We start from the raw sequence: 22617 nt of genomic DNA on the forward strand, positions 1-22617 counted from the left end.
GGCGACACGCCGGCTGCGGCCCGGACCCGGGCGCGGATTGCAGGAGTTGTGCTCAGCCCGCGAACGAGCCGTAGACGGCCTCGGTGTTCGCCGCGACCTGGGCGCACAGTTCATCGAGGTCGGCGCCCAGCTCCCGCGCCAGGAAGCGCATGGTCAGCGGCACGAGGTAGGGCGCGTTCAGCCGGCCGCGGTGCGGCACGGGCGTGAGGAACGGGGCGTCCGTCTCCACGAGGATGCGGTCGCGCGGGGTCACGGCGAGCGCGTCGCGGAGGTTCTGCGCGCTCTTGAAGGTCACGGTGCCCGCGAACGAGAGGTAGTAGCCGCGGTCGGCGGCGACCCGCGCCATCTCGGCGTCCCCCGAAAAGCAGTGGAACACGGTCCGGTCGGGGGCCCCGGCCGCCTCGAGCGTCGAGAGCACGGTGCCGTGCGCGTCGCGGTCGTGGATCTGCAGCGCGAGATCGTGCTTCTTCGCGATCCGGATGTGCTCCTCGAACGAGCGCCGCTGCGCCGGGATGCCGGCCGGCTCGGTACGGAAGAAGTCGAGCCCGGTCTCGCCGATCGCCCGCACGCGCGGCTGCGCGGCCAGCTCGTCGATTGCGTCGAGCGCCTCGCCCAGTGCGCCCACCGCGTCGAGCCGCGGGGCCTCGTTCGGGTGGATGGCGACGGCCGCGAGGACCCGCGGATCGGATGCCGCGAGCGCGGCGGACCAGCGGCTCGACGCGACGTCCGTCCCCACCTGCACGATGCCCGCGACGCCCACGGCGTTCGCGCGGTCGAGCTGCTCCTCCGGGGTCAGCGCCGGCTCGGCGCCGTCCTCGGCATCCTCGCTCCCCGTCCCGACGTAGGGGTCGAGGTGCGTGTGGTTGTCGTAGACGGGGACGCGCAGCGCCTCCGGCGCCTCCGGATACCCGCCCCCCCTCACGCGAGAACGCCCTTGTGTCCCGAAATCAGCCCGTATTCATGACATACGCGCGTTCTCAGCGGGGTGGCGGACCGGGCCGGGGTGGCGGACCGGGCCGAGGGGGACGGGGCAGGCATCAGGCGGGCTGCTCGATGCGCGGGAAGAGGGGGGCCAGGCCGTTCACGGACGTGCCGGGGCGGAGCGCGCCCCAGGCGCCGGCCTCGCGCAACGGCTGGTCGTGCAGCCGGCCGAGCGTCTCGGCGGCACCGAGCGCGATCCACAGGCGCTCGGTCGCGACCGGCATCACCGGCGACAGCAGGAGCGCGAGCGCCCGCAGGCCCTCGGCCGCGGTGTAGAGCACGGTGCCGAGTCGCGCGCGCTGCGCGTCGTCCTTCGCGAGCGCCCACGGCTCGTTGTCCGTGATGTAGCCGTTCAGCTCGTCGACGATCGTCCAGATCGCGCCGATGGCCTCGTCGATGCGGAACCGCTCGATCGCGGCATCCGCCTCGGTCGCCGCGCGGGCGACGACCTCCTGCACCCGCAGGTCGGCGTCCGTGTACTCCGCGGGAGGCGGCACGATCCCCTCGAAGTAGCGCTCGATCATCGCGACCGTGCGCGACGCGAGGTTGCCGAAGCCGTTCGCGAGCTCGGCCTGGTAGCGGGCCGAGAGGTCCTCCCACGAGAACGAGCCGTCCTGGCCGAACGCGATCGCGGAGAGGAAGTAGAAGCGGTACGCGTCGGAGCCGAACACGTCGGTGATCTCGGTCGGCGCGATGCCGGTGAGCTTCGACTTCGACATCTTCTCGCCGCCCACGAGCAGCCAGCCGTGCGCGAACACGCCGCGGGGCACCTCGACGCCCGCCGCCATGAGCATCGCCGGCCAGATGACCGCGTGGAACCGCAGGATGTCCTTGCCGACGACGTGGTACGCGGGCCAGCGGCGCCCGAACTCGGCGTCGTCCGCGCCGTAGCCCACCGCGGTCGCATAGTTCAGCAGCGCGTCCACCCACACGTAGATGACGTGCGCGTCGTCCCACGGCACGTCGATTCCCCAGTCGAACGTGGAGCGCGAGATCGAGAGGTCCTTCAACCCGGAGCTCACGAAGGAGACGACCTCGTTGCGCGCCGACTCGGGCCGCACGAAGTCGGGCACGTCGCGGTACAGCTCGAGCAGCCGGTCCTGGAACTCGCTGAGCTTGAAGAAGTAGTTCTTCTCCTGCAGCAGCTCGAGCGGCTTGGAGTGGATGGCGCAGACCTTGAGCCCCTCGAACGCCCCCGTGCCGTCGACGATCTCGGTGTCGGTCTTGAACTCCTCGCAGCCGACGCAGTAGAGCGCCTCGAACTCGCCGGCGTAGATGTAGCCGTTGTCGTAGATCGCCTGCACGAAGGTCTTGACCCGCTCCTCGTGCCGCTCCTGCGTCGTGCGGATGAAGTCGTCGTTGGCGACGTCGAGCGTCCGGAGCAGCGGGAACCACGACTCCGACACGAGCTTGTCGACCCACTCCTGCGGGGTCGCACCGTTCGCGGCGGCGGCGCGCAGCATCTTCTGGCCGTGCTCGTCGGTGCCCGTCAGCATCCACGTGTCGTCGCCGGACTGGCGGTGCCAGCGCGCGAGCGTGTCGACCGCGACCGTCGTGTACCCGTGCCCGATGTGCGGGACGTCGCTCGGGTAGTAGATCGGCGTCGTGATGTAGAAGGAGGAACGGCCGGAAGTCACCAGGAGATTCTAGTTGCGCCGGCCGGCGCTGTTTCGGCCGGTCAGGCCGTCAGCCGCGGACGGCGAGCGCGGCCTGGTACAGCTCGCGCGAGGAGTGCCCGGTCTCCGCGGATACCTCGGCGGCCGCCGCCTTGAGCCGCGCACCGTCGCGGACGAGCTCCAGCACGTGCGTCACGGCATCCGGGAACGGGATGCCGCGGGCCGAGCTGCCCGCCACGACGAGCACGATCTCCCCGCGCACGCCCGCCCGCACGCGGTCGGCGAGCTCGGCGAGCGTGCCGCGGAGCACCTCCTCGTGCAGCTTCGTGAGCTCGCGGCAGACCGCGGCGCGCCGGTCCGCGCCGAACGCGGTCGCGAGGTCGTCGAGGGTCGCGGCGATCCGCTGCGGGGACTCGAAGAACACCATCGTGCGCCGCTCGGCCGCGAGGGCCGCGAACGCCTGCGCCCGTTCGCCCTCCTTGCGCGGGACGAAGCCCTCGAACGTGAACCGGTCGGTCGGCAGGCCCGCGATGGCGAGCGCCGTGAGCACGGCCGACGGACCGGGCAGCGCCGTGACCGTGACGCCGGCCTCGACGGCCGCGGCGACCAGGCCGTAGCCCGGATCGCTGATGGTCGGCATGCCGGCATCGCTGAGGACGAGCACGTCCTCTTCGCGGGCGAGGGCCACGAGCTCCCCGGCGCGCTGCTTCTCGTTGTGGTCGTGCAGGGCGATCAGCCGGGGCCGGTTCTCGATCCCGAGGCCGGCGAGCAGCCGCTGGGTCGTGCGGGTGTCCTCGGCGGCCACGACGGTCGCGTTCTCGAGCGCCTCCACGAGCCGCCGCGTGGCATCCCCCAGGTTGCCGATCGGCGTCGCCGCGAGGATGATCATCGCCTCAGCATAGGAGGCGCTGCGCTCGCGCTGCCGTGTGGAGAGGGCCGCGCCTCTTAGGCTGGTGCCCGTGTCCACGACGGATCCTCTCCTGCCCGTGACGCGCGCGTCCTGGTACGACTCATGGATGTCAGCCGTGCGGGCGGATCCGCGCCGCACGCGCCTGCTCGGCATCCTCGCGCCGATCATCGTCACCCTGCTCGCCGCGGTCCTCCGGATGTGGCGACTCGGCGACCCCCACGCCCTCGTGTTCGACGAGACCTACTACGTCAAGGACGCCTGGAGCCAGTGGAACCTCGGGTTCCCCGGCAACTGGCCGGACGACCCCAACCCGGGCTTCCAGTCCGGCGACGTGAACGCGTTCCTGTCGTCCGGCAGCTTCGTGGTGCACCCCCCGCTCGGCAAGTGGATCATCGGCGCCGGCATGTGGCTGTTCGGCGCGGACTCGTCGTTCGGATGGCGCATCTCGGCCGCCGTGTTCGGCACGGCGACGGTCCTCGTGCTCTACTTCCTCGCCCGCACGCTCACCCGCTCCACGGTGTTCGCGACGATCGCCGCGTTCCTGATGGCGATCGACGGCCTCGCGATCGTCACGAGCCGGATCTCCCTCCTCGACATCTTCCTGACGTTCTTCGTCGTGCTGACGTTCTGGTTCGTCCTGCTCGATCGGAACCAGCGCGACCGAAGGCTCGCGGCCGCGCTCGCCGCCCGCTCAGCCGGGCGGCGCTGGGGCCCCGTGCTGTGGAACCGGCCGTGGCTCCTCGCCGCCGGAGCGGCCGTAGGCGCCGCGACCGCGGTGAAGTGGTCGGGTGTGATCGTGATCGTCGCCGTCGGCATCTACGTCGTCGTGTCCGACGCGCTCGCCCGCCGGCGCCTGGGCGTGACGCTGTGGCCGGTGGACGCGCTGCGCCAGGGCCTGGCCTCCTTCGTGCTGCTCGTCCCCATCGCGCTCGCGGTCTACCTCGCGTCGTGGACCGGCTGGCTCACGACCGACGGCGGCTACTCGCGGCACGCGGCCGACGCCGACCCGGCGACCGGGCTGTGGGCGTGGGTGCCGCTCCCCTTCCAGAGCCTGTGGAAGTACCACCAGGCGATGTACGCGTTCCACGCGGGGCTGTCCACGCCGCACGCGTACGCGAGCCCGGCGTGGCAGTGGCCGTTCCTCGTCCGGCCGACGTCGATGTACTGGAACCAGACGGACGGCACGGTCGAGGCCATCTCGAGCATCCCGAACCCGCTTATCTGGTGGGGCGGCGTGGCGGCGGCGATCTGGCTCATCTACCGGTTCGTCGTGACCCGTAGCTCGGCGTACGCGTTCGTGCTCGTGGGGATCGCCGCGACCTACCTGCCGTGGCCGTTCTACCCCGACCGGACGATGTTCCAGTTCTATACGATCGTCATCCTGCCGTTCCTGGTGCTGGCGCTGACGTTCGCGCTGCGGGAGATCGCCGGAGCCCCCGGCGCGCCACCGGAGCGTCGAAGGACGGGGCAACGCGTGGTGATCGTCGCGCTCGTGGCGATCGCGGTGCTGTCGGCGTTCTGGTACCCGGTGTGGACCGCGCTGCCGGTGCCGTACGACTTCTGGCGCCTGCACAACTGGATCCCGACCTGGATCTAGCCGGGCGCGGATGCGCCGGGCGGGGTCAGGGGACGAGAGCCGCGGGGTCGGTCGCCGGGAGCCGGCAGGCGAAGTCGCGGCAGTCGTAGCGGTCGCGCGGCCCTCGACCGGGACCTTGCCCTCGAACAGTGCGAAGCCGGCCGCGGCGAGGGCACGGGCGGCGTCCGGTGACACGACGGCGAACACGTCCGCGCGGAGCGCGCGGGCGGCGACCGCGAGCGGGTCGTCGGCGGATGCCGCGACCACGACGAGCTGCCGCGGCGGCGCGACCAGCCCGGCCGCGACGCGGAGGAGCGCGCCGTGGGCGAGCGGCTCGGCCAGGGCGCGCGGGGCCTCGCTCGCCACGACGACCTCGGCCACACCGCGGTACCGGTCGCCCGCGCCGAGCGTCCACAGGGCGAGCGCGGCCCCGGCGAGCGCCGCGGGGCCGCCGGGATGGTCGGTGTCGGACGCGGGAGCTCCGGCGACCCCGTGCTCGGCCAGGACGGGGTCGCCCCCGCCCGGCACCCCGCCGTCCGCGATGCACGCGTCGACGAGCTCGCGCGCGCGGGCCGCGTAGGCCGGCTCGCCGGTGGCGAGCGCGAGGGCGAGCAGCCCGTCCGCGAGCAGGCCGTAGTCCTCGAGCGCGCCCGCGGCGCGCGACGGGATCTCGTCGAGCGAGGCCCGCAGCAGGAGCCCGGAGGCCGCGACGTTCGTCTCCAGCACGGCGTCCGCGGCCCAGCGCGCGGCGTCCACGAGCGCCGGATCCCCCAGGCGGGCGCCGGCACGCGCCAGGGCGCCGATCGCCATCCCGTTCCAGCCGGTCACGACCTTGCCGTCGACGGCCGGGGGGTCGAGGGCCGCGCGCGCCGCGGCATCCCGCGCGTAGTAGCCGCCCTCGCTGCGGGCGCCGTCGATCCACGACTCCGAGTCCTGCGCCGCGCCGAAGCCCCCGCCCTCGCGCTGCAGCACGTCGAGGAGGAAGCCGGCGACGTCGCGAACCAGCGCGGGGTCGTCCGCGTCGAGCGCGACGTCGACGAGGCCCGCGTTGTCGGTCAGCATCCGCTCGTAGTGCGGCACGGTCCAGTCGCGGCGGGTGGCGTAACGGAAGAAGCCACCCTCGACCGGATCGTGCAGCTCGGATGCCGCCATCGCCGCGAGCGACCGCGTCACGAACGCGGTCGCGCCGGGGACCTCGGGCGAGGCCTGCAGGAAGCGCAGCGCCGGCACGGTCGGGAACTTCGGGGTCTCCCGCGGCGCGCGTGCGTCGCCGATCCCGCCGAACTCCGGATCCTCGGCGGCCACCACCCGCGCCGCGGCCTCGGCGAGGGCTGCCGCGTCCGGCAACGCCCCGTCGCCGGCGGATGCGGCGGCCCGCGCGAGCGCCTCGTGCACCTGCTCGCCGGTCTGCTCCACCCCGGCGCGATTCGTGGTCCAGGCCTGCGTCACCGCGGACAGCACGTCGCGGAACGCGGGAATCCCCGCCCGCGCCCGATCCGGCCAGTACGTGCCGGCGAAGAAAGGGCGCCCCTCGGGCGTGGCGAAGACCGTGAGCGGCCAGCCGAGGTGCGGGGTGAACGCCGACGCGGCCGACATGTAGGCGGCATCCACCTCGGGATGCTCCTCCCGGTCGACCTTGATCGCGACGAAGCCCGCGTCGATCTGCGCCGCCGTCGCCGGGTCCTCGAAGGACTCCCGCGCCATCACGTGGCACCAGTGGCACGTGGAGTAGCCGATCGACACGAGCACCGGCACGTCACGCCGGCGGGCCTCCGCGAACGCCTCCTCGCCCCACGGGTACCACGGGACGGGGTTGTCCGCGTGCGCCCGCAGGTACGGACTGGCCGATTCCGCGAGTCGGGGGTTCATCCCTGCCACGCTACGCGGGTTCCGCGGGACGGGCACGGTGCGTACCGTGGCAGGCATGTGCCGGAACATCCACACGCTCCACAACTTCGAGCCCGCCGCGACGAACGAGGAGATCCACGCCGCGGCGCTCCAGTACGTCCGCAAGATCGCGGGGACGACGAAGCCGTCGAAGGCGAACCAGGCGGCGTTCGACCACGCGGTCGCCGAGATCGCCCACATCACCGGCCACCTCCTCCAGGACCTCGTGGCGGTCGCCCCCGCGAAGAACCGCGAGGAGGAGGCCGCGAAGGCCCGCGCGCGGGCCGAGCGCTCCGGCCGCTACGCGCCCCGCACCCCCGCCCCCGCCCCCTCTTGAACCGCTCCGGTGTCACCCGCGCACGCTTCGCGATCGCGTGGACTATGCGCGAATGACACCGGAGCAGCCCGAGGGTTGTCGCCGGGCGGGAGCGGCGGGCATGCTTGCTCTGACACGAGGAGAGCCATGACCGGTGCCGGAACGAAGGACGACCCCTGGCAGCTGACGACCGCACCCGGTTCCAGCTCGTACACGATGTACCGCGACCCGGAGGCGGAGCCGCCCGCGCTCGTCTGCCAGGTCGGGACGACGAAGCTCCTCTACCACCTGTCCGCGATCGACGACCTCGCCGCCTGGCTCCGCGCGCAGGCGGACTGGGTGCCGCTCGGCGCCGCGGACGAGCAGAAGCCCGCGCCCGAGGGCACGGTCGAGGCCTGGGGTCGCGACCCGGGCAACCCGGTCGGCGGGTGGTACGGCCTCCGCAAGGGCTACCGCGGCCGCTTCGGGATGTACCTGCCGCCGCTGCTCGAGGAGCTCGGGCTCGTCGAGCTCACGCACGACGCCCGCAACAACCGCGTGCGGGCGCTCTGACGCGACCGGGGCGTCCGATCTAGGCTGGCCGCATGTTCCGGTACGCGCCGCCCCGTGCGGATGCCGCGGCCTTCGCCGTCGTCGGCGGCCGGTTCGCGGTGCTCGCCGGCGGCGATGCCGAGGATGCCGCGCAGCTGTGGGAGGCCGTCACGAGCGGCGATCCCGAGCTCGAGGACGTCCTCACGGTCCTCGCGCGGCACGGCGTCCGGCGCACTCCCGACTTCGCGCTCGTCGAGGTGCTGGATCCGGCGACCGGATCGATGCTCGTCGTGGTCCGCGGGCGGGGACGCGTCGGCATCGGCGCGGCGTGGATCAGCGCGGGCGAAGAGCTCCAGACCTGGTTCGAGACCGCCGCGGAGCGGGTGGCGGAGGCGACCCTCGCGCTCGATCCGGTGCCCGGCGCGGATGCCGGCCCGGAGCTCCTTCCGCTGGCGAGCGGCGTGGTCGCGGCATCCGTCCTCCGCTGGGGCGCACCGGCGGCTCGGCCCCGCACCCCGGGCGAGACCACCGCGCTGGGCCTCTCGGACGAGGAGACGATCCTCGGCTCCCTGCGGCGCCGCAGCGGCCCCGCGGCGGAGGCGACGGCCGAGGCCGACGCGCCGACGATCCTCGGTGTGCGGCGCACGCCCCCGACGCCGACCGGATACGCCCTGGTGTTCGACGACGGGCGTGTGCTCCGGCTCGGCACCGAGCCGGTCGTGGTCGGGCGGGCGCGACGCACGACGGGCCTGCGCGGCGAGCGGTGGGAGACGCTGCCCTCGCCGGCGAAGGAGGTGTCCGGCACGCACGCGGAGCTGCGCCTGGCGAGCGGCATCCTGCTGGTGACCGACCTCGACTCGACGAACGGAACCGTCATCGCCGCCCACGAGGAGGAGCCGTTCGTCCTGCGCGACGGTGCGGCCGCGCACCTCGCTCCGGGCGATCGCCTCGACTTCGGCGACGGCAACGCCGCCCGCTTCGAGGCCGATCCCCCGCGCTGACCCCCGGAGGGGGATCCGGACGACGGCCGGGAGCCGTGATAAAAAGTACGACAAGCGCAACCGGGGGGTTGAGACATGGCGAGCCGTCTCCCTGCCGCGCCCCCCGTGCTCGCCGGCTTCGACTACGTCCGCCCGCTCGGCACCGGCGGCTTCGCCGACGTCTACCTCTTCGAGCAGGACATGCCGCGCCGCGCGGTCGCGGTCAAGGTGCTGCTGCAGGAGATCGTCGCCGAGGGCCTGCTGCGCATGTTCAACGCCGAGGCCGACGTCATGGCCCGGCTCAGCTCGCACCCGTCGATCGTCACGATCTACCAGGCCGGAATCTCCGCGGACGGCCGCCCGTTCATCGTCATGGAATACTGCCCCACCTCGATGACGAGCCGGTACCGGCGGGAGCGGATCCCGGTCGCCGAAGTCCTGCAGCTCGGCGTGAAGATCGGCTCCGCGCTCGAGACCGCGCACCGCGCGGGGCTCCTCCACCGCGACATCAAGCCGTCCAACATCCTCGTGACGGCCTTCGGCGCCCCGGTCCTGTCGGACTTCGGCATCGCGACGTCGGTGACGGCGCATCCGGATGACGAGATGCTCGCGATGTCCGTGCCGTGGAGCGCCCCCGAGGTCGTGGACGAGCGGGTCGCCGGTTCCGTGCCGGCCGAGGTGTGGAGCCTCGGCGCGACCGTGTACTCGCTGCTGGCCGGCCGCAGCCCGTTCGAGCTCCCGGGGAGCGGGCAGAACTCCCGCGACCAGCTCCGGAGCCGCATCCGCCGGGCGGCGTACCCTCCGATCGGGCGCGACGACGTGCCGCCGCGGCTCGAGGAGACGCTGCGGCGCGCGCTCAGCCGGGATCCGGGGGCACGGCAGGCGTCGGCCGCGGAGTTCGCGTACGAGCTGCAGCTCGCGCAGCACGAGCTCGGCCTCCCGCACACCCCCATGGAGCTCGCGACCGACGCCTGGGTGGCCCCCGTCGACGTCGCCGACGACCGCGCCCGAGGCCCCGCGCGATCCTCCGTCCCGTACGCGTCGGCCCGGCCGGAGCGCGCGGCCGAGCGGGTGCGGCGCAGCCCCGGCGGCACGGGGTTCCCGGACGACGAGCCGCGCCGTCCGCGCTGGCGCGCCCGCACGGTCGTGCTCGTCGTGGCGGGCGCGGTCGTGGTCGCGGCGGCCGTCGCGGTCGCGATCGTCGTCGTCGCGGGCGGGCGCTGAGGCATGGCGGCGTCCCGGCGAGGGGGCCTCGGGGCCCGCGCCGCGTGGATCACCACGGGCGCAGTCGCCGCGGTCGTCGGCATCGTGGCGACCCTCGCCGCGGTGTGGCCGGGCTACGACGCGCAGCAGACGCCGCTCGACGACGCCTCGGTGTGGGCGCTGCAGTCCGGCGACGGCCGCCACTATGCGCGCGTCAACACCGAGCTGCACGAGCTCGACACCGTCAAGCAGGTCGAGAACCCGAGCGGCCTCGCGCAGACCCCGGACCACCTGTTCCTGTTCGCCGACGGCGACACCCGCTACGCGGACGTGAGCCTCGCGCGGCCGACGGACCTCGGCGCCGACCGGACCGACGCGTTCCAGCCGACGCCGGCCGGCACGGTCGAGATCGAGTCCGCCGGCGACTACCTCGCGTACCGCACGGATGCCGGCGACGTGTCCGTCGCGACGCTCTCCGGCGGGGGTGCGCCGCGCACGATCGACCCGTACGCGGGCGCGCAGGCGGCGCCGGGAGCGGACCGGCCGCGGTTCGTCGCCGACGCCGTCGCGATCGGCCCGGACGGCACGACGTATGCGTACTCCTCCGCGGAGGGGCGCGTCATCCGCGCCGACGCCCGCACCGGCGAGGTGCAGGATGCCGGTGCGGTGTCGGCCGTGAAGCCCCAGGATCCGCAGCTCGCGGCCCTCGGCTCGACGTGGGCGCTCCTGGACGCGGCGACCGGCCGGCTCTGGATCGGCGGCCGCGCCGATCCGATCGCGACCGGCACCGACGCCACCGCCCGGCTGCAGCGCGCCGGCCCGGACGCGGGCACCGTGTACGTCGCCGACGACGCCGGCCTCGTCGCGGTCGACACGGGCGCCGGCACCGCGAGCCGGATCGCGAGCCCGGCGGTCCCCGGGACCCCGGCGGCGCCCGCGGTCCTCGCCGGCGTCGCGTACGCCGCCTGGCTCCCGGCGGGCGCGGCCGGCGGTACGCGGTGGTCGTCCACGGCGGGCACCGCTCCCCTGTCCTACGGCGGCACGGCCCTCACGACCGATCCCGCGCCGGAGTTCCGCTCCAACGGCTCGCGGATGATCCTCAACGAGACCCGCTCGGGCTGGGTGTGGACGATCCCCGACGGCGAGCTCGTGGCCTCCTCCCAGTCGTGGAACAGCGACGATCGCGCGCAGCAGCGGCAGCAGCAGGAGCTCGCCTCCCAGCGCGTCGTGGACCCGCGTCCGCCGGTCGCGGTCGACGACGCGTTCGGCGTCCGCGCGGGGCGCGACGTCGTGCTGCCGGTCCTCCTCAACGACCACGACCCGAACCAGGACGTGCTGAGCGTGGATCCGGCCTCGGTGACGGGGCTCGACCCCGGCTTCGGCACCCTTACCGTGACCCATGCCGAGCAGCAGATCGTCGTGAGCGTGCGGCCGGGCGCCCGCGGGACGGCGACCTTCAGCTACCGAGTGACGGACGGGACCGCGGCGGACGGGCTCTTCTCGAACGTCGCGACCGTGACGCTCACCGTGGTGCCGGACGACGTCAACAACGCGCCCGTCTGGTGCGGGGTCCCCGGCTGCCTCGCGAAATGGCCGCAGCCGCAGGTCGCGCCGGGCGGCACCGTCCGCGTGTCGACCCTCGACGCGTGGGTCGATCCGGACGGCGACCCGATCTATCTCGCGGATGCCGTCATCCAGTCCGGCGTGGGCACGGTCGCGGCCGACCCCGACGGCACGGTCACGTACCAGCATCCCGATCCGAACGCGACCGAACCGGTCACGGTGTCGATCCTGCTCACGGTTTCCGACGCCCGCGGAGCCGTGGCGCAGAAGGAGCTGACGATCACCGTTACTCCCACGCCGCAGCTCGCTGCCGACTCGTTCACCGTCGTCGGCGTCGCGGGCGTGCCGCTCACGATCCCGCTCCGCGACCATGTCTCCGGCGCGCACGGGGCGGTGACGCTCGCGTCGGCGAGCGTCGTCAACGACGCGAGCGCGTCCGTCACGACGAACGGCGCGGCCCTCAGCCTCGCGTTCTCGAACGGATCGCCGGGTTCCTACGTCGTGCAGTACACCGTGCGCGACGATCTCGGCGAGGCGACCGGCACGGCCCGGGTCACCCTGCATCCGGGCGACCAGGCCCGGATCTCCACCCCGCCGTTGACCGCGTTCGTTCGGCCGAACGAGGACACCACCGTCGACGTCCTCTCGGCCGTCACGAACCCGGCAGGCCTCGTCCTGCTCGTGAGCGATCTGCGGGCGCAGGCCGATCCGGTGGCCTCGCTGAGCGTCAACCTCGTCGGGCAGAACCTCCTCCGGGTGAGCGGATCGACCGACTCCGGCCAACCCGGGCCCCTGGGCGTGATCCGCTACACCGTCTCCGACGGCACCGGATCGCCCAACGCCACGACGCAGGGCGAGATCACGGTGGTCCTCCTGCCCGCCGCCGACACCGGGCGGCCGATCGCGGTCGACGACGCGGTCACGGTTCGCGCGGGCACGCAGATCGACATCCCCGTCCTCGACAACGACACGGCTCCCGGCGGTGCGCAGATCGCGGTGGACCCCTCGCGGATCGTGAACGAGTCCGGCGCGGGCCTCGCGTTCGGCACGCCCCAGCTCGTCCGCTACCTCGCGCCGACCACCCCAGGCACGTACGGCATCTCCTACACGATCTTCCGTGTCGGGTTCCCGGAGCTGACCGGAACGGCCCGCATCGTCGTGACCGTGCTGGACGGCGACACCAACGCGGCACCGGTCCCGCCCCCGCTCGAAGGCCGCGTGCTGAGCGGATCGACCGTGTCGATCCCGTTCTCGGGCTTCGAGGTGGACCCCGACGGCGACGCGGTCGCGCTGGACCGGATCCTCACACAGCCCGCGAGCGGCTCGGCCGCGATCTCCGCCGACGGCAGCGCGATCGTGTACACGTCGCGGCCCGGCACCTCGGGGCAGGACTCCTTTACGTATCAGGTGCGGGACGCGCGGGGCGCAACGGGCACCGCGCAGGTGCGGATCGGCATCCTCGACGCGCAGTCCGATCCGAGCCCGGTGACCTACAGCGACTACCTGCAGGTGCAGGCGGGTCCCGACTCGGAGGCCGTCGTGCACCCCGCCGACAACGACGTGGATCCCGCCGGCGGCGCGCTCACCCTCGTCGAGGTGCACCCCAACGCGCAGCCCGGCACCGCGGAGTACGACGCGCTCGCGCAGCTGATCGACACGGTCGACACGACGAGCGACCGCGTCGTCTTCCACGCCGGCCTCGACCCCGGCACGTTCTCCTTCGTCTACACGGTGCGCAACGCCTCCGGCGACACCGCGATGGGCCTCATCGTCATGAAAGTGGTCCGCGGCACGGTCCCCGACTACCCCGTCGTGACCGACACGGTGCTCACGGCCGACACGCGCGACGCGTTCCCGCAGGGGATCGACGTGCTCTCGGGCAAGGTCACGTGGAGCGGCGGCGACGTGGCGGGCCTGAAGCTCTCGCTGTGGGGCGACGTCCCCGGCGTGCGCGTCGACGGGTGGCGGATCTCGGGCGCGGTGCCAGACAAGACGCTGCTCGTGCCGTTCCAGGTGACCGGAACATCCTTCACGGGTCAGCAGGTCGTGTCATACGGGTTCCTCCGCGTGCCCGGCAACGACGACATCCGCCTGAGCCTCCGGCCGGGGGCGTCTCCCGTGCAGGTGGACGAGCGGGGCACCGTCGAGGTCGACATGGCCCAGGCGGTCGTGACGCCGCGCGGTGCGACGCTCCAGGTGGACGGATCGGGCGTCGCGGCCGGCGGGGCCCGGGCGGAGGGGCGCTGCACGTACGTCTCGGGCACGACGATCCGGTACGACGCCGGCTCGGGCGCCCCGTGGGACGACACGTGCACGGTGCCGGTGAAGCTCGCCGCGCAGACCGACTTCACGTACCTCACGCTCCGGGTGTCCGTGCGCGCGGCCGATCCGCAGCCGATCCTGCGTCCGGCCTCGCTCACCGTGGGCCCCGGCACGACGACGACCTACGATCTGCGGCAGATGACGACGTGGGCAGGCCGCGAGGACTGGGCCTCCGTCGTCTACGCGGCCGCCTACACCGGCGACCAGTTCCAGGTGTCGGTGTCCGGCACGATCCTCACGATCACCGCGAAGGATGCCGCCCGACCCGGCCGCGAGGAGCCGGTCGTCGTGACGGTGCCGACGCATCCGACGACCGCCGCAGCGACCCTCACGCTCACGGTCGGACCGGCGCCCTCGACGCTGCCGAAGGGCGGGACGACGTCGCAGCGGTGCTCGGAGGGCGGCGGCACCACGAGCTGCACGATCTCCGTCATCGGCACCGCGGGCGAGGTGAACCCGCTGCCCGGGACGCCGCTGTCGCTCGTCTCCGTCACGAGCCCGGCGAACTGCACGGGCGTATCGTTCCGCGTCGCGGACGCGACGACCGTTCTCGCCAGCTGGACGGACACGGCGCCGGGCGCCGCCGACTGCACGGGATCCTTCGTCGTCGCCGACGCGCAGGGCCGGCAGTCGAGCGGCGACCGCAACGGACAGGTCGTGCTCGATCTCCAGGGTCTGCCGGCGGACCCCGCGCGCATCGAATGGACCGCGTACACGCAGGACTCCGTCACGCTGCAGGTCGTCTCCCCGGGCACGTCGTACCCGGCGGTCACCGGATACCGCGTCACGGGCGGCGGCACGACCGTCACGTGCGCCGCGTCCGGGGCGTGCCCGCCGATCTCCGGCACGAACGGGCAGAAGGTGTCGTACCGGGCGGTCGCGATCAACGCCGTCGGGGACTCACGGAACGCCACGACCCCGATCGACGCGTGGCCCTACCAGGCACCGAGCGCCCCGGCATCCGGCGCCGCGAAGCCCGTGCCGAACGCCGCGCACGACGGCGGCACCGCCGCGGTCACCGTCTCGGGCATCGACCCGTCCACCGGCTCGATCACGCTCGCCCGTGCGGACGGCAGCGGCGCGGCGACCCTCCCCGTGCCCGCCGGATCGAGCGAGGTCGTCTTTCCCGCGTACGACGTCGGATCCAACGCGGCCACGACGATCCTCGTGACGCCGCGGACCCGGTTCGACGTCCCGCCGATCCCGGGCGGGGCCGCGAACGGCGGGGTGCTCTCGATCACGGCCTCGGGGATCGGGCTCCCGCGCCTCGACCCCCTCACGTTCGCCGACTCGAACATCTCCGGCTTCCGCGGCACCGTGACCGTCGCCGCCACCGTCTCGACCCCGAACGCCGCCGCCGCGCAGCTCTACATCGGCTTCGCGGACAGCGCCGCGAACTGCACGCCGGACACCGCCGCGGGCGGGGTCACCGGCAGCGCGAGCACGGGATACCCGAACACGCTGCTGTTCAGCCAGCGCACGTACTACGCGTGCGCCGAGTACCGCTCGGGCGGGCAGTCGTTCGGCGTGCAGCAGATCCAGGGCACGCACCGCCTGACCGGCACGATCCCGACCCCCGACGGCGACCCGCACTACACCGTGACCCTCGGCGGGGCGAACGGCGACGCGACCCGCACGGCGACGCTCACGCAGGCGCCGACCCTGACGACGGCTGCCGGGTCGGGCTTCGAGGTGCGCTACTTCGCCGGCGGCGGCGCGGGCACGACCGACTTCGCGCAGGTCCTCGGCTCGCTCAGCGCCGGCACCCCGATCACGGCGAAGACCTGCACGACCGACGGCGCCGACTGCTCGGCGGCGGTCGCGGTCGTCCCGACCGGCGCCGCCTATCTCGTGACGGCGACGTTCGGTGCGACCTGCGGCGCGGAGGCCACGGTCGCGAACCCGCAGCACGTATCGTCGGACGACTGGAACTACACGGCCCCCACCACCGCCGCCCCCACGGCGACGATCACGTTCACGGGTGCGCTGTCCGCGTTCGGATCCATCACGCACGCGTACGCCTCCTGCCCCTGACGCGGGCCGCGAGCACGACGAGAGGACCCCGGATGACCATCACCGCCGAGCAGACCGCCCGGTTCCAGGAGACGTTCCAGGCGCTCGTGAGCGGGGTCGAGCAGGTGATCCTCGGCAAGCGCCACGTCATCGAACTCGCCTTCACGGCCATGATCTCGGAGGGCCACCTGCTGCTGGAGGACTACCCCGGCACCGGGAAGACGTCGCTCGCCCGGGCGATGGGCCAGACGGTCGCCGGAACGACGAGCCGGATCCAGTTCACCCCCGACCTCCTCCCCGGCGACGTGACCGGCATCACGGTCTACGACCAGAAGACCGGGCGGTTCGAGTTCCACGCCGGTCCGGTGTTCGCGAACATCGTGCTCGCGGACGAGATCAACCGCGCGAGCCCGAAGACGCAGTCCGCACTGCTCGAGGTCATGGAGGAGGCGCACGTCACGGTCGACGGCGTCACGCGGCCCGTGGGCCGGCCGTTCCTCGTCGTCGCGACCCAGAACCCCATCGAGCAGGCCGGCACGTACCGGCTGCCGGAGGCGCAGCTCGACCGGTTCCTCCTCAAGACGTCGCTCGGCTACCCGGATCACGCCGCGACCCTCCGCATCCTGCAGAACACCGCGACTCCCCGCCCCGAGCTCTCCTCGGTCGTGACGCCGCAGGGCGTCGCGGCGATGGCCGAGCTCGCGCGCGAGGTGCACCTCGACCCGCTCGTGCTCGACTACATCGCGCGGCTCGTCGAGGGCACCCGTCACGCCGCCCAGGTGCGGCTCGGCGCGAGCGTGCGCGCCGCGATCGCCCTGACGAAGGCGTCGAAGACGTGGGCGCTCGCGCACGGCCGGGCCTACGTCACGCCGGACGACGTGAAGGCGCTCGCCGAGCCGGTGCTCGCGCACCGGCTCATCCTCGACCCGGAGGCCGAGTTCGACGGCGTCACCACGAGCGCCGTCGTCGGGCAGGTGCTTCTCGACACGGTGCCGCCGAGCCAGCGCGAGTCCGTGTGAGCCAGCAGACCGAGCCGCGCACCGACTCCCGCTCGCACGCGGGGACCTCGGGCGCGACCTCCGGTGCACGCACCCGCTACGCGGACGGCGCCGCCGCGACCGTGCTCGTGGTGGGCGGCATCCGGGTCTGGCGCCGTGCCCGCGCGGCCCTGGTCGCGGCCGGGCGGGCGGTCGCGGAGACCGTCACGCCGGCCGGCTGGCTCGTGCTGGCGGCCGCGGTCCTCGGGCTCGCGCTCGGCCTCGTCTTCGGCTGGGTCGAGCTCGTCGTGGCGGGGAGCGCCGCGGTCGTGCTCCTGCTCCTGTCGGTGCCGTTCCTGTTCGGCGGTCGCTCCTACGACGTGGCGCTGCGCCTCGACCACGAGCGGGTCGTGGCCGGGGGTGACGCGACCGGCCGGATCGTCGTGACCAACACCGGCCGCGGGGTCGCGCTGCCCGGCGCGGTGGAGGTGCCGATCGGCGACGGGCTCGTCGAGGTGCAGGTGCCGCTGCTGCGCCGCGGCGCGCGGTTCGCGGAGGAGGTCGTCATCCCGGCCCGCCGCCGGGGCATCGTCACGATCGGTCCCGTGCGGGCCGTGCGCGGCGACCCGGTGGGCATCCTCCGCCGGGAGGCGTCCTGGACCGACACGCACACGCTCTACATCCATCCGGTGACGACCGCGCTGCCGAGCGTGAGCACGGGCTTCATCCGGGACCTCGAGGGCAACCCGTCCTCGCTCGTCGTCGACGCGGACATCTCCTTCCACGCGCTGCGCGAGTACGCCCCCGGCGACGCGCAGCGGCAGATCCACTGGAAGTCGACCGCCAAGACCGGCACGCTCATGGTCCGGCAGTACGAGGAGTCGCGCCGGTCCCGGATGGTCGTCGCCCTCGCCACGGAGGAGGAGGAGTTCGGGGACGACGACGAGTTCGAGCTCGCCGTGAGCGTCGCCGCCTCGATCGGCGCGCGCGGGATCCGCGACGGCCGCGACGTCCACGTCGTGGTCGGCGGCGAGGTGCCCGAGTTCGCGCGCCGGCGCGTGCACAGCATCCGGGAGCTCCCCACGGTGTCCGGGCGGACGCTCCTCGACGCCCTGTCCGGGGTCGAGCGCGACGCCGGGATCACGGCGCTGCCGGACGTCGCGCGGCTCGCGGGCGAGGCGCATCCGGACGTGTCGATCGCGTTCCTCGTGTGCGGACCCGCGGCCACCCCGCGGATGCTGCAGACCACGGCGCTCGCGTTCCCGCTGGGCGTCGGCGTGGTCGCGGTCGTGTGCGACCCCCGCGCGCGGCCCGGGCTGCGCACGCTGGGCGACGTCGCGGTCGTCACGGTCGGCCTCGTCGACGATCTGCGCCAGATCCTCTCCCGCGGGGCGGCGTCGTGACGGGGCCGGTCTCGACGCGCGGCGGCCCGGCCCGGCCCGCCGGGTTCTTCGTCGCGAACGCGCTGTTCCTCCTCACGCTGTGCGCGGCGGGAGCGGCCGCCGTGTGGCCGATGTACGCGGATCCGTGGTTCCTCGTCGCGGTCGGCGCAGCGGTCGCGGCGGGCGGCACGATCGCGATCGTGACCGCGCTCCGCCGGGCGCGCTGGTGGTGGGTCGCGATCTGGACGGCCGGCGCATACGTCCTGCTCGGCGTGCCGTTCGCGGTGCCGGCGGTGTGGACCGACCCGGCGCAGCTCCCGTCCGCGCTCCTGCGGGTGCTCGTGGCGCCGGTCACGGGCTGGAAGGACGTGCTGACGCTCCCGGTGCCGCTCGGCACCTTCCAGGCGACGCTCGCGCCGGCGTTCCTGCTCTTCCTCGTCGTGCCCGTGACCGCGCTCACGTTCGCCTGCCGCGCGCGGACGTGGTGGGCGCTGTCGGCCGCGGTCGCGCTCGTGCCGACGGGGTTCGGGATCCTCTTCGGCACGAGCGCCGTGTCCGCCGCCGTCGCGGTGGGCCCGTTCCTCGTGCCGGGCCTCGCGCAGGCCGCGATCGGCCTGATCGCCTTCGGGCTCGCGCTCGGCTGGTGCATGTGGCGGCAGCGGTACGAGCGCGCGGCGGCGCTCCGCGCCGCGCAGCACGGCACGCGCGTGCGCGTCACCCGGTCCGCGGGCGCCGCCGCAGCGCGGTGGGCGCTCGCGGTCGGGATGCTGGCGGTCGCGGCGATCGCGGCGGTGGCCATCGCCCCGCTCGCGGTCGCGGGCGACACGCGCGACGTGCTGCGCACGAACACGGACCCCGACCTCCGCGTGCGCACGGCCCTGAGCCCGCTCACCACCTACCGGGAGTTCTTCTCGGACAGCACGTACGACGAAGCGCTGTTCACGGTGGACGCGCCGGCCGGCGTCGACCGGGTGCGCCTCGCGACGCTCTCGTTCTACGACGGGGTCGTCGCGCGGGTCACCGATCCCTCGGCCGGCACGCCGGACCCCGCGACCGCGCTCGAACGCGTGCCCTCTACGCTCGCCGGCCTCGGGCGGCCGGTCACCGCGGACGTGTCGATCGGCGCGTACTCCGGCCTCTGGGTGCCCACGGTCGGCACGCTCACGAGCATGGCCTTCGACGGCCCGAACCGCGCCGCCCTCACCGACGGCTTCTTCTACGCCCCGGGCGCCCAGCTCGGCGTCGAGCTCGCCGATCCCGGGCTCACGGCGGGCGTGTCCTACCGCCAGGACGCGGTCGTGCCGGAGGCGGCGGCGGATCCGGCGACCCTCACGCCGCCCGGCACCGGCCCGCGCGTCGACCCCGCGGACGTGCCGCAGAGCCTCGTGGACTGGATCGCCGCGCAGGGCGCGCCCACCGGCGGCGCGGGCCTCGTCGAGCTCACAGGCCGCTTGCGCGCGCGGGGCTATCTCAGCCACGCGCTCACGATCGACCAGACTCGGCCCCCCGCGTGGATGGGCGCGCTCGGCGATTACACGTTCGAGCCCAGCCGCGCGGGGCATTCCACGGACCGGATCGACGCGCTGTTCACGGCGCTCCTGCAGCGGCAGAACGAGGTCGGCGCGAACGCGGGTGCCGCCCTCGTCGCGGCGCCGGGCGACGACGAGCAGTTCGCCGTCGCGGCGGCCCTCATCGCGGACCAGCTCGGGTTCCCCGCGCGGATCGTGCTGGGCGCACGACTCGCCGGGGGCGGTCCCGACACCCCCACCTGCCAGGACGGCGTCTGCCGCGGCGCGGACATGTCCGCGTGGATCGAAGTGCAGGATGCGAGCGGTACGTGGACGCCGATCGACGTCACGCCGCAGCACGAGCATCCGATCGCCCCCGACCTGCAGGACCGACGCGACCCGCAGAACGTCACCGACGTTCCGCCGGAGAACGCGCAGACCGTGCTGCCGCCGGACTCGAACCCGGTCGAGCGCGCCGCCGAGCAGCCCTCGTCCGATCTGCCCGCCGACCTGTCGGGGCTCTGGGCGACCCTGCGGATCGGCGGGATCGCGGTGCTGCTCCTGGTCGTGCTCGCCGCGCCGTTCCTTGCGATCCTGGTGGCCAAGCTCCTGCGCCGGCGCGCCCGTCGCCGGGCCGGTCCCGCCGGCGACCGCGTCACGGGCGGCTGGGACGAGTACGTGGACGCCGCCGTCGACCACGGCGGACCGCTGCCCGCCGCGGAGACCCGCCAGGAGCTCGCAGCACTCTACGACCCGGCGGCGACCGGCGCGGGGACCGCGCTCGCGACATGGGCCGACCGCTCGGTCTTCTCCCCCGTCACCGCCGACGACGCGGAGAGCCGCCGGTTCTGGGAGCTCGTCGACGCCGAGCGCGCTCGCCTGGCCCGCGAATCCGGCTGGTGGGCGCGGCTGCGCGCGCGTCTGTCGCTGCGCTCGTTCCGCCGCGCGCTCGGCGCCCCGCGCGAGGGCGGCGCTAAAGTGGCGGGACGATGATCGTGACCGTCGTCTGGATCGCGTTCGCCACGGGCCTTTACGTCTGGATGGCGCTCGCCCTCATGGCCGTGTTCCGCAAGACCGGCGTCCGGGTCTGGCGCGCGTGGGTTCCCGTCGTGAACGCCTGGACCCTGTTCGAGCTCGCCGCGATCGGCGGCTGGTGGGCGATCGTGCTCCTCGGCGGGGCGATCGCGCTGTCCGTCGTGCCGCTCGGGATCGCGACGATCCTCCTGTCCGTCGCCTTCGCCGCGTTCTCGCTGGCGCTGGAGATCCGGATGCTGCTCGGCATCGGCCGCGGCTTCCGGGTCGCGGGCGGCTACGTCGTGCTCGGCGTGCTCCTCCTCCCGGTGTGGGCGAGCGTCCTCGGCTGGGGTCCCGCGCGCTGGGCCGGCTCGCGGCCCGTCGTGCCGGCCGCGTATTCGGCCGGACCGGGGGCGTATCCCGCCGGGCCGGGGTATCCGCCGCCCCCACTGCCGCCCGCGCCGTATCCGCCGGCCGGGCACCCCGCGCCGCCCGTGCCGCCGCGTCCTCCGGTGCCGCCGGTACCGCCCGCGGCCGCCGCTGCGCCGCCCGTCCCGCCGGCGCCCGCGCCCGTGCTGCCCGTGCCGCCGGCCGCGCGACCCGAGGAGGAGTCGGAGGGGCTGGCCTGGCTCGAATCGGCCGTCGCCCACACCGCGACCGACGGTGCCCCCGCCTCGGCCGAGAGCGCGCGGGCCGCGGCCGATCCCCCGTTCGGATCGCGTCGGGCGCCGATCACGCCCGTCGGGCCCGTGTCGGCTTTCGGCGACGCATCCGCCGTCTCGCCCGACACGGGCTCGGAGCCGGTCGCGTACGGCCCGCGCCGGGGCGCGCCGCAGGCCCCGCCGGACGACCTCGACGATCTGGACGAGCAGACGGCCGTCGGCGACCGGCACCGCCGGACCTCCCTGCTCGTGCTGCCCGACGGCACCCTCGTGCAGCTCCTCCGCGAGGCGGCGCTGCTCGGCCGCAACCCGCTGCCGCGGACGGACTCCCCGCACGCGCAGCTCATCCCCATCGCCGACCCCACACGCACGGTCTCCAAGACCCACGCCCTGCTGCGTCGCACGGACGACGGCTGGGAGATCCGTGACCTGGAGTCGACGAACGGCATCGTCCTCGTCGACGCGGCCGGCGTCGAGAGCGAGCTCGCCACGCCGGCCGCGGTGACCGAGTACTTCTTCCTCGGGGACGCCGAGCTGCGACTGCGCCTCGACGGATGAGCGACGAGTCCGAGTCTGCCGACGAGCTCACCCTCGCCATCCGCCGGGCATCCCGCCTCGGCCCGCCCGAGTCCGTGTCGGAGGCCGAGCTCGCGCTCGCGCTGGGGGACGCGACCGCTCCTGACGCGACGGCTCGCGACGCGACGGCGCCCGATGCCGCGGAGCCCGCCGAGGACGCGACCCGCATCGCCCGCCGCCCGCCACCGCTCCTGTCCGCGAGGCCGGACGACGCCACCGCCGTCTCCCGGCTCCGCATCGCGCCGACGACGCACCCCGAGGCCACCGACCCGAGCGCCCGGGCGCGGCGCGAGCTCGGGCTCCCGGCCGTCGCCCCGCTCCTCGCGGACCCCCGCGGTGCGTCCGTCCCCGTGATCGCGCCCGTCTACGGCATCCGGCATCCGGCGGCGGACGCCTCGGACGCGCCAGAGCTCCCCGATCCCGCGGAGCTCCCGGCCGTTCCCGTCCCACCCTCGCCCGGGTCGGGCACGGCATCCGTCCCCTCCCCGGCCCGCGGGCGGCGCCCGTCGACGCGCGGCCTCCTCGTGGGCGTCGCGATCGCGACAGTGCTCGTGATGGCGGCCGCCCTCGCAGGGGTCGTGGTGCTGCTCGCGCTCTGAC

15 protein-coding genes and 1 pseudogene are annotated in these 22617 nt (G+C 74.3%); 12 read left to right on the forward strand and 4 right to left on the reverse strand.

All coding sequences use genetic code 11. The features are described from left to right. Positions 1 to 52 precede the first annotated feature (52 nt). From ABCS02_RS20465 to rsmI, 3 genes are all read right to left on the reverse strand, one after another. Entirely contained in the window at positions 53 to 922 is an 870-nt protein-coding gene (locus ABCS02_RS20465) for a TatD family hydrolase (protein WP_345837536.1), read from the reverse strand. Positions 923 to 1037: 115 nt separating this feature from the next. Continuing rightward, entirely contained in the window at positions 1038 to 2618 is a 1581-nt protein-coding gene (metG, locus tag ABCS02_RS20470) for a methionine--tRNA ligase (RefSeq protein WP_345837537.1), read from the reverse strand. A 49-nt stretch (positions 2619 to 2667) separates the two neighbouring features. Next, on the reverse strand, positions 2668 to 3486 hold the full coding sequence (gene rsmI, locus ABCS02_RS20475; protein WP_345837538.1) for a 16S rRNA (cytidine(1402)-2'-O)-methyltransferase: 819 nt from the start codon (positions 3484 to 3486) through the stop codon (positions 2668 to 2670). 70 nt (positions 3487 to 3556) lie between these two features. Here rsmI and ABCS02_RS20480 point away from each other — a divergent pair, with 70 nt between their 5' ends. After that, positions 3557 to 5104 (forward strand): phospholipid carrier-dependent glycosyltransferase, encoded by a 1548-nt coding sequence (locus ABCS02_RS20480; RefSeq protein WP_345837539.1) that lies wholly within the window; start codon positions 3557 to 3559, stop codon positions 5102 to 5104. A gap of 115 nt (positions 5105 to 5219) precedes the next feature. Further along, the gene (locus ABCS02_RS20485; RefSeq protein WP_345837540.1) at positions 5220 to 5663 is read left to right on the forward strand and encodes a hypothetical protein; all 444 of its coding nucleotides are present in this window, start codon (positions 5220 to 5222) and stop codon (positions 5661 to 5663) included. A gap of 860 nt (positions 5664 to 6523) precedes the next feature. On the opposite strand, the pseudogene ABCS02_RS20490 reads toward ABCS02_RS20485, so the two are convergent. After that, positions 6524 to 7021, reverse strand: a pseudogene (locus tag ABCS02_RS20490) (thioredoxin domain-containing protein); the annotation flags it as partial. Between ABCS02_RS20490 and ABCS02_RS20495 the strand changes: the two are divergent. The 10 genes from ABCS02_RS20495 to ABCS02_RS20540 all read left to right on the forward strand — a co-directional run bounded on the left by ABCS02_RS20495 (position 7008) and on the right by ABCS02_RS20540 (position 22616). Continuing rightward, positions 7008 to 7307 (forward strand): DUF2277 domain-containing protein, encoded by a 300-nt coding sequence (locus ABCS02_RS20495; RefSeq protein ID WP_345837541.1) that lies wholly within the window; start codon positions 7008 to 7010, stop codon positions 7305 to 7307. The pseudogene ABCS02_RS20490 and the gene ABCS02_RS20495 overlap by 14 nt on opposite strands. Positions 7308 to 7433: 126 nt before the next feature. Continuing rightward, complete coding sequence (locus tag ABCS02_RS20500) at positions 7434 to 7838, forward strand: DUF6855 family protein (RefSeq protein WP_345837542.1); 405 nt, start codon at positions 7434 to 7436, stop codon at positions 7836 to 7838. Positions 7839 to 7870: 32 nt separating this feature from the next. Further along, on the forward strand, positions 7871 to 8818 hold the full coding sequence (locus ABCS02_RS20505) for an FHA domain-containing protein (RefSeq protein ID WP_345837543.1): 948 nt from the start codon (positions 7871 to 7873) through the stop codon (positions 8816 to 8818). A gap of 75 nt (positions 8819 to 8893) precedes the next feature. After that, complete coding sequence (locus tag ABCS02_RS20510; RefSeq protein ID WP_345837544.1) at positions 8894 to 10021, forward strand: serine/threonine-protein kinase; 1128 nt, start codon at positions 8894 to 8896, stop codon at positions 10019 to 10021. A gap of 3 nt (positions 10022 to 10024) precedes the next feature. Further along, entirely contained in the window at positions 10025 to 15919 is a 5895-nt protein-coding gene (locus tag ABCS02_RS20515; protein WP_345837545.1) for an Ig-like domain-containing protein, read from the forward strand. Between the two features lie 32 nt (positions 15920 to 15951). Further along, positions 15952 to 16917, forward strand: coding sequence for a MoxR family ATPase (locus ABCS02_RS20520; RefSeq protein ID WP_345837546.1), 966 nt, complete (start codon positions 15952 to 15954; stop codon positions 16915 to 16917). Further along, on the forward strand, positions 16914 to 18278 hold the full coding sequence (locus tag ABCS02_RS20525; protein ID WP_345837547.1) for a DUF58 domain-containing protein: 1365 nt from the start codon (positions 16914 to 16916) through the stop codon (positions 18276 to 18278). Before ABCS02_RS20520 ends, ABCS02_RS20525 begins: the two co-directional genes overlap by 4 nt. Further along, positions 18275 to 20758, forward strand: coding sequence for a transglutaminase domain-containing protein (locus ABCS02_RS20530; protein WP_345837548.1), 2484 nt, complete (start codon positions 18275 to 18277; stop codon positions 20756 to 20758). Before ABCS02_RS20525 ends, ABCS02_RS20530 begins: the two co-directional genes overlap by 4 nt. Further along, on the forward strand, positions 20755 to 21999 hold the full coding sequence (locus ABCS02_RS20535; protein ID WP_345837549.1) for an FHA domain-containing protein: 1245 nt from the start codon (positions 20755 to 20757) through the stop codon (positions 21997 to 21999). The genes ABCS02_RS20530 and ABCS02_RS20535 overlap by 4 nt, the downstream gene beginning before the upstream one ends. Beyond that, entirely contained in the window at positions 21996 to 22616 is a 621-nt protein-coding gene (locus ABCS02_RS20540) for a hypothetical protein (protein WP_345837550.1), read from the forward strand. The genes ABCS02_RS20535 and ABCS02_RS20540 overlap by 4 nt, the downstream gene beginning before the upstream one ends. Position 22617: the final 1 nt, after the last annotated feature.

Source organism: Microbacterium sp. X-17 (assembly GCF_039615055.1).